Annotated in this window: 14 protein-coding genes; 3 read left to right on the top strand and 11 right to left on the bottom strand. The window is 72.3% G+C overall.

Annotated features, from left to right (window positions below; genetic code table 11):
• Window positions 1-26 precede the first annotated feature (26 nt).
• The 9 genes from mutM to FVS66_RS34670 all read right to left on the bottom strand — a co-directional run bounded on the left by mutM (window position 27) and on the right by FVS66_RS34670 (window position 9,247).
• Entirely contained in the window at window positions 27-917 is an 891-nt protein-coding gene (gene mutM / locus FVS66_RS34710) for a bifunctional DNA-formamidopyrimidine glycosylase/DNA-(apurinic or apyrimidinic site) lyase (RefSeq protein WP_149185237.1), read from the bottom strand.
• Window positions 918-1,029: 112 nt separating this feature from the next.
• Complete coding sequence (gene rnc, locus FVS66_RS34705) at window positions 1,030-1,887, bottom strand: ribonuclease III (protein WP_149185236.1); 858 nt, start codon at window positions 1,885-1,887, stop codon at window positions 1,030-1,032.
• A gap of 7 nt (window positions 1,888-1,894) precedes the next feature.
• Entirely contained in the window at window positions 1,895-2,068 is a 174-nt protein-coding gene (rpmF, locus tag FVS66_RS34700) for a 50S ribosomal protein L32 (protein ID WP_003957604.1), read from the bottom strand.
• A gap of 2 nt (window positions 2,069-2,070) precedes the next feature.
• The gene (locus FVS66_RS34695; RefSeq protein WP_149185240.1) at window positions 2,071-2,748 is read right to left on the bottom strand and encodes a DUF177 domain-containing protein; all 678 of its coding nucleotides are present in this window, start codon (window positions 2,746-2,748) and stop codon (window positions 2,071-2,073) included.
• Between the two features lie 132 nt (window positions 2,749-2,880).
• Window positions 2,881-3,969, bottom strand: coding sequence for an ATP synthase F0 subunit B (locus tag FVS66_RS34690; RefSeq protein ID WP_149185235.1), 1,089 nt, complete (start codon window positions 3,967-3,969; stop codon window positions 2,881-2,883).
• A gap of 99 nt (window positions 3,970-4,068) precedes the next feature.
• Window positions 4,069-4,560, bottom strand: a complete 492-nt coding sequence (gene coaD, locus FVS66_RS34685; protein WP_187645837.1) for a pantetheine-phosphate adenylyltransferase — start codon at window positions 4,558-4,560, stop codon at window positions 4,069-4,071.
• Between the two features lie 26 nt (window positions 4,561-4,586).
• Window positions 4,587-5,171 (bottom strand): 16S rRNA (guanine(966)-N(2))-methyltransferase RsmD, encoded by a 585-nt coding sequence (gene rsmD / locus FVS66_RS34680; protein ID WP_149185233.1) that lies wholly within the window; start codon window positions 5,169-5,171, stop codon window positions 4,587-4,589.
• Window positions 5,172-5,240: 69 nt separating this feature from the next.
• Window positions 5,241-7,421, bottom strand: coding sequence for an ATP-dependent DNA helicase RecG (gene recG, locus FVS66_RS34675; RefSeq protein WP_399226904.1), 2,181 nt, complete (start codon window positions 7,419-7,421; stop codon window positions 5,241-5,243).
• 110 nt (window positions 7,422-7,531) lie between these two features.
• Window positions 7,532-9,247, bottom strand: coding sequence for a DAK2 domain-containing protein (locus FVS66_RS34670; RefSeq protein WP_262387376.1), 1,716 nt, complete (start codon window positions 9,245-9,247; stop codon window positions 7,532-7,534).
• A gap of 251 nt (window positions 9,248-9,498) precedes the next feature.
• Between FVS66_RS34670 and rpmB the strand changes: the two genes are divergently transcribed.
• Window positions 9,499-9,684 carry a 50S ribosomal protein L28 gene (gene rpmB / locus FVS66_RS34665; protein WP_003957616.1) on the top strand — a complete coding sequence of 62 codons (186 nt, stop codon included), beginning with the start codon at window positions 9,499-9,501 and terminating at the stop codon, window positions 9,682-9,684.
• Window positions 9,685-9,769: 85 nt separating this feature from the next.
• On the opposite strand, the gene thiD is transcribed toward rpmB, so the two are convergent.
• Window positions 9,770-10,576 (bottom strand): bifunctional hydroxymethylpyrimidine kinase/phosphomethylpyrimidine kinase, encoded by an 807-nt coding sequence (thiD, locus tag FVS66_RS34660; RefSeq protein WP_149185231.1) that lies wholly within the window; start codon window positions 10,574-10,576, stop codon window positions 9,770-9,772.
• Window positions 10,573-11,547, bottom strand: coding sequence for a thiamine-phosphate kinase (locus FVS66_RS34655; RefSeq protein WP_149185230.1), 975 nt, complete (start codon window positions 11,545-11,547; stop codon window positions 10,573-10,575). The genes thiD and FVS66_RS34655 overlap by 4 nt, the downstream gene beginning before the upstream one ends.
• 269 nt (window positions 11,548-11,816) lie before the next feature.
• Here FVS66_RS34655 and FVS66_RS34650 point away from each other — a divergent pair, with 269 nt between their 5' ends.
• Together FVS66_RS34650 and FVS66_RS34645 are read left to right on the top strand one after the other, a co-directional pair.
• Entirely contained in the window at window positions 11,817-12,050 is a 234-nt protein-coding gene (locus FVS66_RS34650; RefSeq protein WP_149185229.1) for an Lrp/AsnC ligand binding domain-containing protein, read from the top strand.
• Window positions 12,051-12,070: 20 nt separating this feature from the next.
• Entirely contained in the window at window positions 12,071-12,562 is a 492-nt protein-coding gene (locus tag FVS66_RS34645) for a DUF3515 domain-containing protein (RefSeq protein WP_149185228.1), read from the top strand.
• The last annotated feature ends 1 nt before the right edge of the window (window position 12,563 follow it).

Genomic DNA, 12,563 nt, shown 5'->3' with positions numbered 1-12,563 from the left:
GCGTTGCCCCGCGGCGCGGGGCGCGCTCAGCCGCGCCGCGCCACCCTGGGCGGCCGCTGGCAGCGCGGGCAGTAGTAGCTGGACCGGTTCATCCAGGGGCGGCGCCGGATCGGTGTGCCGCACCGCCGGCACGGCTCGCCTTCGCGCCCGTACGCGTCGAGTGACCGGTCGAAGTACCCGGACTCTCCGTTCACATCGACGTACAGGCTGTCGAAGCTGGTGCCGCCGACGTCCAGCGCGGCGGTCATCACGTCCCGGACGTGGCCGAGCAGTTCGTACGAGCGGGGCCGGGTGAACGTGGCGGTCGGCCGGTCGTAGTGGAGGCGGGAGCGCCACAGCGCCTCGTCCGCGTAGATGTTGCCGACGCCGCTGATCAGGCTCTGGTCGAGCAGGGCCCGCTTGATGGTGGTGCGGCGCAGCCGCAGCGCCGTGTGGAACGCGGCGTCGTCGAAGGCCGGGTCCAGGGGGTCGCGCGCGATGTGCGCGATGACGTCGGGCAGCCCGTCCGGGGTGTTGTCGTGGACGGAGAGCCCGCCGAAGGTGCGCTGGTCGACGAAGCGCAGCTCGGTGCCGGGCGCACCCGCGGCCGAGCCGCTGCCGGAATCCGTGAAGCGTATGCGGATCCGCAGGTGCTTCTCGTCCGGGGCGCCCTCCGGCTGGACGAGGAGCTGGCCGCTCATGCCGAGGTGGCCGAGGATCGAGGCGTCGGTGTCGTCCAGCGGCAGCCACAGGTACTTGCCGCGCCGCCGCGCCACACCGATGCGGTGGCCCTTGAGGCGTGCCGCGAAGTCCTCGCCGCCGCCCAGGTGCCGCCGTACGGCGCGCGGGTGCAGCACCTCGACGGAGGCGACCGTACGGCCGCTCACCCAGCGTTCGAGGCCCCGCCGTACGACTTCGACCTCGGGCAGCTCGGGCACGGGACTCCTCGGGACGATGCGCTGCCGTGGAAGACGCGCTGCTGGGAAAGGGTGAAGCCCCGCCGCACCGGGCGGACCGGTACGGCGGGGCCGGAAGCGTGAGCTCTGTGGGTCAGGCCGAGGCCGGGTCGCCCGTGGCCGTCGCTTCGGTGGCGCCGGGAGCCAGAGAGGTGTCGGCGGCCTCTCCTGCCTCGGCCGCGGCCTTGGCCGCCGCCTCCCGTTCGTCCGCGGCGGCCCGGATGGCCCGCCACGCGGACTCCGCCGCCTGCTGCTCCGCTTCCTTCTTGCTGCGGCCGGTGCCGGTGCCGTACGAGACACCACCGACGCGGGCAGCAGCAGTGAAGGTCTTCTCGTGGTCCGGTCCCGTCTCGGTGACCAGGTACTCCGGAACGCCGAGGCCCTCGGCCGCGGTCAGCTCCTGGAGGCTGGTCTTCCAGTCCAGGCCGGCGCCGAGGTTCGAGGACTTCTCGATCAGCGGGTCGAAGAGCCGGTGCACCAGCTCGGACGCCGCGTCGAGGCCCTGGTCGAGATAGACCGCTCCGATCACCGCTTCAAGGGTGTCGGCGAGGATGGATGCCTTGTCCCGGCCTCCTGTGCCCTCTTCACCACGGCCCAGCCGGATGAAGGCGCCCAGATCGAGGCCACGGCCGACCTCCGCCAGCGCACGAGAGTTGACCACCGCGGCCCGCAGCTTGGCCAGCTGGCCTTCGGGCAGGTCGGGGTGGGTGCGGTACAGCGTGTCCGTGACCACCAGGCCGAGCACGGAGTCCCCGAGGAACTCCAGCCGCTCGTTGGTGGGCAGACCGCCGTTCTCGTACGCGTACGAACGGTGCGTCAGCGCACGCACCAGAAGGGCGGACTCGAGCTGATACCCGAGCCGCCCTTCCAGAAGCGTGTGGGACGAGGCCGTGTTCTCCGCCTGCTTCCTGGCGTCATCCGCCGTTTTCTGGCTAGACACGGTGCCTCTCACCAGCCGCTCAGACCGCGAGGACCTGGCGCTTGTTGTACGTGCCGCAGCTGGGGCACGCGATGTGCTGCTGCTTCGGCTCCTGGCAACGCTCGCACGAAACCAGGGTGGGGACCGCAGCCTTCCACTGCGACCGGCGGTGGCGCGTGTTGCTGCGCGACATCTTCCGCTTCGGAACAGCCACGGCTACTTCTCCTGCTTCTCGGCGGCGCGTGCTGACTGGGGCGCGTCGCCGCTCATGTCGTCCTTCTCACCGGTTCCGAGTGAATCGGCGAGTCCCTGCAGTGCCGCCCAACGAATGTCGACGGCTTCATGGTGGTGGTCCGGATTGTCGTTCAGGCTGACCCCGCACTCGGGGCACAGTCCCGCACAGTCCTCCCGGCACACCGGCTGCATCGGTAGTGCGAGCACCACCGCGTCACGCAGCACGGGCTCGAGGTCGAACATGCCGTCCTCGAGGGGGATGATGTCCTCGTCTTCCTCCGCATCGTCGTCCGCGGCCGCCTTGCGGTGGCCCCGGGCATCGCTGCCGTCGGAGCTGGGATACGAGAACATCTCCTGGAAGTCCGCCGCGACCTCTTGGCGCAGCGGCTCCAGACACCTTACGCACTCCCCCTCGGCCGACGCACGGGCGGTGCCTGTGACGAGCACACCCTCCATGACCGACTCGAGGCGGAGTCCGAGCTCGACGGGCGAGCCCTCCGGTACGCCGATGACCCCTTCGATACCGAGGTCGGCGGGGGCCGCCACCTCGCGGGTGAGCCGCTGGAGGGCACCGGGACGCCGCCCCAGCTCGTGTGTGTCGAACACGAGGGGGTTGCGGTGGTCGAGGCGCGTACTCAGGGCACTTCCTGCTTTCGGGATCGTGAGGGGGCCTGCCCGTCCGTACCGTAGGGAGAATCGGGCAGCCAGGATCGCGGACGTACTCGCGACCGAAGAGCCAGGATACTGGACGCTCCGCCCAGGACCCAATCCGGGCGTCCTGCGGAGTCCGGTTCAGCGGCCCTGACCGTTGCCCTGGCCGTGCTCCTGCTCATAGCGGCGGAGCTGCTCCAGGTCGATCATGCTCGTGTCGAAGAAGCTGGTCTCGTCGAGGGCGGCCGTCTGCTGCGGCTGGCCGTGGGGCTGGGCGGGCACCTGGGGCTGCTGCTGGTACGCGTACGGGTCGGGCTGCTGCTGAGCGTAGCCCTGGGCGTAGGCGTCCTGGTCGTAGCCCTGCTGCTGATACGCGTAGGGGTCCTGCTGATAGGCGTACGCGTCCTGGGGCTGCTGGGCCGCGTAGCCGTACGGGTCGGGCTGGTGCGCGGGCGGCGGCGGGGCCTGCTGGGGGACGGCCGCGGCGGTCTGCTCGGGCTCGGTGAAATCGGCGAGGCCGGCCAGATAGTCGGCGTCGCTGGTGTGCGGCTGCTGAGGGCCCGCGGCGTCCTGGGCGGCCATGTGCTCGCCGAGGGCGTCGCTGGCGATGCGGCCGTGCAGCTTCTGGCGGCCGCGGCCGACGGCCTCCAGGGTCTTGGAGAGGACCGCCTCGAAGGCGCTCAGCTTGGCGTCCACGTATGTGTCGGCGCGCTGGACGAGGGTCTGCGGGTCGGCGCTGTACTCGGGGGCGTCCTCGTCGGCGTAACCCTGCTCGTCGAGGCCCGGTCCGCGACCGAGGAGCTTCTCGCGGCCCCGGTCGACGGAACCGATGGTCTTGGTGAGGACGACCTCGAAGTTGGCGAGCTTGGAGTCGACGTAGTCGTCGGCCTCGGCGCGGATCTCCTCGGCCTCCCGGCGGGCCTCCGCGAGGATGCGGTCCGCCTCGCCCTGGGACTGGCGGGCGACCTGGCTGTCGGAGATGAGCGAGCCGCGCTCGGCGTGGGCGGCCTCGATGATCCGCTCCGCCTCCTGGCGGGCCTGCTCCACGAGCTGCTCGCGGCCGCCGATCAGCTCCTCGGCGTGGGCGAGTGAGCTGGGGAGGGCCTGGCGCACCTCTTCCAGCATCGCGAGCAGTTCGGCGCGGTTCACCACGCAGGAGGCCGACATGGGCATGGAACGGGCGCTCCCGACCGCCTCGACGATGTCGTCGAGCTTCTTCTGCACGTCCACCTTGTGCTCGCCACTCTCTACAGCCGGATTGGAGACGGACGGAACGACTGTACGGCCAGACGGGCCCCGGCGGACACCAAGTGACGGGCTGTCAGTGGATCACTTCTCGGCCCGGTTCTCGCGGAGGCGGGCCGCCAGCGCCTCGTGGACGACCGGAGGGAGGAGGTGCGAGACGTCACCGCCCCAGGCCGCCACCTCCTTGACGAGGGAGGAGGAGAGGAAGCTGTAGGTGGGGTTGGTCGGCACGAAGAGGGTCTCGACACCCGTGAGCCCGTTGTTCATCTGGGCCATCTGGAGCTCGTAGTCGAAGTCGCTGACCGCGCGCAGCCCCTTGACGATCGCGGGGATGTCGCGCTCCTTGCAGAAGTCGACGAGCAGACCGTGGTGGGACTCGACCACCACGTTGTCGTAGTCCCGGGTGACCTGGCGGATGAGGTCCATCCGCTCCTCGACGGTGAACAGGCCCTTCTTGGACTGGTTGATCATCACCGCCACATGCACGACGTCGTACAGCTTGGAGGCGCGGGCGATGATGTCGAGGTGTCCGTTGGTGATGGGGTCGAACGACCCCGGACAGACTGCTCGGCGCAACTGAAGTCCCTCGCTCTCCGGTCCGGTCATGGTGCGTCTTCGCACGTAGAGGCGGCGCGACCGTACCAAAACGTTCCCTCGCCGTAGCGACGGGCCCGTAGCGGCTCGAAACCTTGCGGCCAACCGAATTCCCCGCCTCTGGTGCTGCGCTCCACGGTGACGAGAGCATCGTCCGCGAGCCAGCCCTGAGCCCGGAGTGTGAGGAGTATCTCCCGAAGATCGTCATCCGGTACGGCGTACGGCGGGTCGAGGAAAACGGCGTCGTACGGCTCGGCGGGCGCGGGTCCCGTGACTATCTGCTCGGCCTTGCCGGTGCGGACCTCGGCGCCGGGCAGGCCCAGGACGCGGACGTTCTCCCGGACGGTGCGGGCGGCGCGGTTGTCGGCCTCGACCAGCAGGGCGTGGGAGGCGCCCCGGGAGAGCGCCTCCAGTCCGACGGCGCCGGAGCCGGCGTACAGGTCGGCGACACGGATGCCGTGGAGCGTGCCGAGGAGGGACTGCCAGGTGGAGAACAGGCCCTCGCGCGCCCGGTCCGAGGTCGGGCGGGTGCCGTTGCCCGGCGGTACGGCCAGGCGGCGTCCACCTGCCGCTCCGGCGATCACGCGGGTCATGTCGGTCCTTGTCGGTCGTTCGCGGGCGGGCTCGACTCCCACGATATGGGCTGGTCGGGCCGGGTGGGGTCACCCCTTCTCCAGATACTGCTCCCGGTCCTTGTCGAGCAGCGCGTCAAGGGCGGTCCGCAGCTCGGGCAGGTGCTCCAGACCGGGGTCGGCGGCGACGATGGCGGTGGCCTCGGCGCGGGCGGCGGCGATGACCTCCTCGTCCTCGATGACGGCGAGCATGCGCAGCGACGAGCGGACGCCGGACTGGGCCTGTCCCAGGACATCGCCCTCGCGGCGCTGTTCGAGGTCGATGCGGGAGAGCTCGAAGCCGTCGAGGGTGGCGGCGACGGCGGCCAGCCGCTGCCGGGCGGGGGCGGCCTCGGGCATTTCCGTGACGAGGAGGCACAGCCCGGGCGCGGAGCCACGGCCGACCCGGCCGCGGAGCTGGTGCAGCTGGGAGACGCCGAACCGGTCCGCGTCCATGATCACCATGACGGTGGCGTTGGGGACGTTGACGCCCACCTCGATGACGGTCGTCGCGACGAGCACGTCGACGTCGCCCGCGGCGAAGCGGCGCATGACGGCGTCCTTGTCGTCCGGCTGCATCCTGCCGTGCAGGATCTCCACGCGCAGCCCGGCCAGGGGGCCCTTGGAGAGCTGCTCGGCGACATCGGTGACGGCGAGCGGCGGCCGCTTGTCGGCGAGGTCCTCGGCGGCCTTCCCGCCGCTCCCAGACGCGTCCTCGTCGTCGCCGATGCGGGGGCAGACGACGTACGCCTGGTGGCCGCCCTCGACCTCCTCGCGGACCCGCTCCCAGGCGCGGGCCAGGAAGTGCGGCTTGTCCCGGGCGGGTACGACATGGCTGGCGATCGGCGAGCGGCCGGCCGGGAGCTGGTCCAGGACGGAGGTCTCCAGGTCGCCGAAGACGGTCATGGCGACCGTGCGCGGGATCGGTGTGGCGGTCATGACGAGCAGGTGCGGCGGCTGCTTGCCCTTGCCGCGCAGGGCGTCGCGCTGCTCGACGCCGAAGCGGTGCTGCTCGTCGACGACGACCAGGCCGAGGTCGTGAAAGCGGACCTTGTCCTCGATCAGCGCGTGCGTACCGACGACGATGCCGGCCTCGCCGGTGGTCAGGTCGAGGAGGGCACCCCGGCGGCCCGCGGCGCCCATGGAGCCGGTGAGGAGGACGACCTTGGTGGCGTGGTCGGCGCCGCCCGGCGTCACTCCCTCCGGCCGCCCACCGCCGCCCTTCTGCGGGGACGCTTCGCGCCACAGGCCCCAACTCGCCAGATCGCCCATCATCTCCGTGATGGACCGGTGGTGCTGCTGGGCGAGGACCTCGGTGGGGGCGAGCATCGCCGCCTGCCCGCCCGCGTCGACCACGGCGAGCATGGCGCGCAGGGCCACCATGGTCTTTCCGCTGCCGACCTCGCCCTGGAGGAGGCGGTGCATGGGGTGTTCGGTGGCGAGGTCGTCGAAGATCTCCTTGGAGACCGCGCGCTGGCCCTCGGTGAGGGTGAACGGCAGCCGGGCGTCGAAGAGGTCCAGCAGGCCGCCGGGTGCGGGCCTGCGGGCGACGGCGGGCAACTGGGCGTCGGCGTACCGGCGGCGCGCGAGGGCGACCTGGAGGACGAACGCCTCGTCCCACTTGAGCCGTTCGCGGGCTTCTTCGATGTCCGCCTTGGTGCGCGGGCGGTGGATCTTGTGGAGGGCGTCCGGCAGCTCCGCGAGCCCGCGGCCCTCGCGGAGGCCGGGCGGCAGCGGGTCGGCGGCGTCCCGGGCACTGGGCAGGACCGCGTCGACCGCCTTGGCGATCTTCCAGGACTCCAGTCTGGTGGTGGCCGGGTAGATCGGGATGAGCGCGCCCGCCCAGGAGTCCACGGCCTCGTCGCCGTCGCCGCGGAGCAGTTCGTAGGCGGGATGGGCGAGCTGGAGCTTCCGGTTGAACAGGGACACCTTGCCGGCGAACATCGCGCGGGTGCCGGGGAGGAGGTCCTTGTGGGGCTTGTGGACGCCCTTGCCGAAGAAGACCAGCTGCAGCCGACCGCTGCCGTCGGTGATGGTCACCTCCAGCCGCTGGCCCCTCCCCCGGGCCCCGCTGTACGTGTGCAGCCGCGCGTCCGCGACCTGTGCGACGACCGTCACGTGCTCGTCGAGCGGCAACTCGGCGAGCGCGGTGAGTTCGCCGCGCTCGGCGTACCGCCGGGGGTAGTGGTGCAGGAGGTCACCGACGGTGTGGAGGTCGAGGGCCTCGGCCATCACCTTGGCGGTGGCCGGTCCCAGGACTTTCTTGAGTGGCTCGGCAAGCACGTCGACTCCCTGACGGTCGGAACACCGTCCATTCCACACCACGCCACTGACAGACCGGGCTATTCGACGCCGATCAGGAGGGGGGACCGCTGGCGGCCGCCGTGGTAGACGCAGGTGTCGACCGCCAGGTGGTGGTCGCGTACATGGGTCTCCAGGCGGTCGGCGAGGGCCGGTGGGGCGTCGTCGGCGAGGACGAGGGTGACCAGTTCGCCGCCCGCCGCCAGCATCCGGTCCAGGACGTTCTCCGCCGTCGCGGTCAGGTCCTGGCCGATGACCGCGACGTCGCCGTCGATGAGGCCGAGGACGTCACCGGCCTGGCAGACGCCGGCCGAGGTGAAGGACCGGGCCTCGGCGACGGTGAGTTCGCCGTAGCGGGTGGCGCCCGCGGCGGCCGTCATGGCGACCACGTCCTCGTCGAAGCGGCGCCCCGGCTCGTGCACGGCCAGCGCGGCGATGCCCTGGACGGCGGCCCTGGTCGGGATGAGCGCCACGCGGACGCCCTCGGTGCGGGCCTGCTCGGCGGCGGCCGCCGCGGTGTGCCGGAGGTCGCCGGAGTTCGGCAGGAGCACCACCTCGCGCGCGTGGGCGCGGCGGATCGCGTCGACCAGCTCCCCGCTGGCCGGGGGCTCCCCGGGGCGGGCCAGGACGGTGGTGGCGCCCGCCTCGGCGCACAGCTCGGCGAGCCCCTCGCCGGGTACGACGGCGACGACGGCGCGCTGTACGGGCTCGGCGGGCCGGTCCGCCGAGCCCGCCGTGGCCGTGGCGGTGGCCGTGCCGGTCGCCGTGCCGGCGTCGCCGGCGAAGTGGGTGATGCGGATGCGGTACGGCCGTCCCGCCTCGACGCCCGCCTCGACGGCGGCGCCGGCGTCGTCGACGTGCACATGGACGTTCCACAGACCGTCGCCGCCCACGACGACCAGCGAGTCGCCGAGCCCGTCCAGGCGGGTGCGGAGCCGGGCGACGGCGGCGTCGTCGGCCTCCAGCAGGTAGATCACCTCGTACGCGGGCCCGGCGGCGGCGCACGGCTCCTCGTGGTGCGGGGCGACGACGCCCCGCTGGTGGCGCGGCGTCCGCGTGGGCGCCTCGCCCGACACGGCCTGTACGAGCGCGCCCAGGACGGTGACGAGCCCGCGCCCTCCCGCGTCGACGACGCCCGCCCTGGCGAGGACGTCGAGCTGCCCGGGCGTGGCCTCCAGCGCGGTGCGGGCCCCCTCGTACGCGGCGCGTGCCACCGCCACGAGCCGGCCGCCCGCGCCACCCCCGCCGCCCGCTCCCGCTCCGTCGGAGGCAGCCCGGTCCGAAGCCGTCCCGTCCGAAGCCGCCCGGGACGCGGCCGAGGCGACGCTCAGGATGGTGCCCTCCACGGGGTGCGCGACGGCCTGCCGGGCGGAGGAGGCCGCCGTACGCAGGGCCTCGGCGAGGTGGTCTCCGTCCCGCCCGCGCGCCAGCACCTCGGCCATGCCGCGCAGCAGCTGCGCCAGGATGGTGCCGGAGTTGCCGCGGGCGCCGATCAGCGCGCCGTGCGCCAGGGCGCGTACCGCGTCGGCGAACTCGGGGGTCGTACCGTCCGGGTCATGGGCGGCGAAGACGGCCTCCACGGCCTGGCACGCGGATTCGACGGTGAGGTAGAGGTTGGTACCGGTGTCGCCGTCGGCGACCGGGTAGACGTTGATCGAGTCGATCTCCTCGCGCTCCCGGCCGAGGGCGTCCAGCGCCAGCGTGCACCAGGCACGGATCGCTGCGGGGTCGAGGTCCTGCCCCAACGTGTCCGGCACCTGGTGATCCTCCTTGAGCGGTGGCTGCACCGCAGGGTAGACCCGTGAGGAGGCGGGACCCGGGGCGGGGGCCCGCCCGATCGTGGTAGTTTCGTTCTACCGAAGCGGCCGTTGTATGCTGCTCCGGTTGCCCGATGAGAATCGGGCCGTTCCCCGGCAACGCCACTTCAGTCACCGACCTGTCAGTCACCGACCTGATTCCGGCTCGCCGGATTTCACTGTAAGTGCATCTGAAGTCTTTGGAGTGACCCGTGGCTGCCAACTGCGACGTCTGCGGCAAGGGGCCGGGCTTCGGCAACAACATTTCGCACTCGCACCGCCGTACGTCCCGTCGCTGGAACCCGAACATCCAGCGCGTGCGTGCCGTGGTCGGTCGGACGCCGAAGCGGCTCAACGTCTGCACCTCGTGCATCAAGGCCGGCAAGGTCTCGCGCTAAGGCGTTCCGTCGTAGCGCAGCCTCTGCGGTTGCCTTGAAAGCCGGTCCACCTCATGGTGGGCCGGCTTTTCGCCGTGTCCGAGGCCTACGGGCGGTGGAGGGCCCAGCCGTGGTCGACCGGGCCGATCCCACCGCCCAGTCCGAATCCGGCCGCGATCGCCCCGGTGACGTACTCCTTGGCGTCCCGTACCGCCTCCGGCACGGTCAGTCCCTTCGCCAGGCCCGCGGCGATCGCGGACGCGAGGGTGCAGCCGGTGCCGTGCGTGTGCCGGTTGTCGTGGCGGGGCGCCCGCAGCAGGTGCTCCTCGCGGCCGTCGGTGAGCAGATCGACCGCGTCGGCGTCGCCGGGCAGATGCCCGCCCTTGATGAGCGCCCAGCGCGGCCCGTACTCCAGGACCGCGTCGGCGGCCCTCCGCAGATCGTCCTCCGTCTCGACGCGTACCCCGGTGAGCTGCGCCACCTCGTCGAGGTTGGGCGTCGCGACGGTCGCCACGGGCAGCAGCCGCTTCCGTACGGAGTCCAGGGCCGACGCGGCGAGCAGCGCGTCGCCGTGCTTGGAGACGCCCACGGGGTCGACGACGGCCGGGGCGTCCGTGCCGGCCAGCAGTTCGGCGACCGTCTCGACGAGCGGCGCGGACGCGAGCATGCCGGTCTTCACGGCCTGGACGCCGATGTCTCCGACGACACTGCGGTACTGGGCGCGTACGGCCTCCGCGGGCAGCTCCCAGGCGCCCTGGACGCCCAGGGAGTTCTGGGCGGTCACGGCGGTGATCACGCTCATGCCGTGCACGCCGAGGGCGAGCATGGTCTTGAGGTCGGCCTGGACGCCGGCGCCGCCGCCGGAGTCGGAGCCCGCGACGGTCAGTACGCGGGGCGGCGCCTGGCGGGTCACTCGTCGTCCCCGTACGGGCCGCCGAAGTGGTCCCAGCCGCCCTGGGCGTGCCAGGGCGCGCCGTCGACGGTCACCTGCGGCAGGGCGGACGGGTTGAGGACCTCGCCGATCACCTTCCAGCGGGCGGGCAGCTTCACGTCCGGCGGGAACGTGGCGACGATCGCGTGGTCCTCTCCCCCGGTGAGGACCCACTGGAGCGGGTCGACTCCGACGGCCTGGCCGATGTCGTTCATCTGCGTGGGGATGTCGATGGCCCCGGAGCGCAGGTCGATCCGGACCTTGCTGGCCTCGGCGATGTGCCCGAGGTCGGCGATCAGGCCGTCGCTGACGTCGCACATGGCGGTCGCGCCGAGGCCGGCCGCGGCGGGCCCCGCGTGGTACGGCGGCTCGGGGCGGCGGTGCGCTTCGACGAACGCGCGCGGGGAGCGGAACCCGCGGGACAGGACGGCGTATCCGGCGGCGGACCAGCCGAGCCAGCCGGTGTAGGCGACGACGTCGCCCGGCTGGGCGCCGCCGCGGGTGACCGGTTCGTGGTTGCGCAGATCGCCGAGGGCGGTGATGGACACGGTGATGGTGTCGCCGCGTACGACGTCGCCGCCGACGACGGCGGCGCCGGCGACCTGGCACTCGTCGCGCAGGCCGTCCATCAGCTCGATCGGCCAGGTGGCGGGCAGTTCGGCGGGTACGACCAGGCCGAGGAGGAGCGCGGTGGGTACGGCGCCCATGGCGGCGATGTCGGCGAGGTTCTGCGCGGCGGCCTTGCGTCCGACGTCGTACGCGGTGGACCAGTCGCGCCGGAAGTGGCGGCCCTCCAGCAGGATGTCCGTGCTGGCGACGACGCGCCGGTCGGGTGCGGCCACGACGGCGGCGTCGTCCCCGGGCCCGACCCGTACGGCCGGGGTGGTGGTGAGCCGGGAGGTGAGCTCCCTGATGAGCCCGAACTCCCCGAGCTCGCCGACAGTGCCCTTCACCGAGGTTCACCTCTCCATGTCGTCGTGGGCTCACCGTGCGACCGGCCGTTCCTGGCCCGGTCGCGGTCGCGGTCGCGAGCCGTCACTGCTGTAGGTACGGTCGAGTAGACGGGCGGGCCCGTCAACCTCCGTCTTACGTGCGCCATACTGCGGGCACCACCGGCCCCGCAGGTCTCCCACCTGCCCACGGTGACGCGGTACCGTGGCGTCCCTTTCTTCCCTGGGTACTTCCGGCCCAGGATGATCCTCGTGGCCGCCCTGGAGGTTCCGTGGTACAGGCGTACATCCTGATTCAGACCGAGGTGGGGAAGGCGTCTCTTGTCGCCGAGACCATCGCGAAGATCCCCGGCGTGATCCAGGCCGAGGATGTCACGGGTCCGTACGACGTGATCGTGCGCGCCCAGGCCGACACCGTCGACGAGCTGGGCCGCCTGGTCGTCGCCAAGGTCCAGCAGGTGGAAGGCATCACCCGCACCCTGACCTGCCCGGTCGTCCACCTGTAGCCCCCGTCTACGCTGAGCCGGTGAAGTCTTCTCACCGGTCTTTCCGCCTGCCCCCCGCGGCCGCGGCACTCGCCGTGGCCGCTCTGCTGCCGACGGCCGCGGGCTGCTCCTTCACGGACGCGAGGGCGTCGGTCCCGGTTCCCCGGCCGGACGCGGAGGAGGCCGCGCTCTGCCGGACGCTGCACAAGGAGCTTCCGGACACGGTCGCGGGCCTGGGCCGGAGCGAGACGGAGCCGCGTTCCGACCTGACCGCCGCGTGGGGGGACGGGGCGATCGTACTGCGCTGCGGTGTCGCCCGGCCCGCCAGGATGAGCGATCCACAGGCGGACGCCGTCGAGGCGGACGGGGTCAACTGGCTGGTGGAGCCGCGCGAGGGCGACGGTCCGCGCTTCACCTCCACGTACCGGAAGGCGTACGTGGAGGTGTCGCTGGACCGGCGGTTCGCCCATGACGTGGGCCCTCTGGTGGACTTCGCGGGACCGGTGGGCAGGGCGATCCCGCCGAGCCTGTGAC

This window comes from Streptomyces sp. TRM49041, assembly GCF_008271805.1.
Lineage (GTDB): Bacteria > Actinomycetota > Actinomycetes > Streptomycetales > Streptomycetaceae > Streptomyces.
Note: the sequence above shows the minus strand (reverse complement) of the source record. Positions and strands in the feature narration are given on the sequence as shown.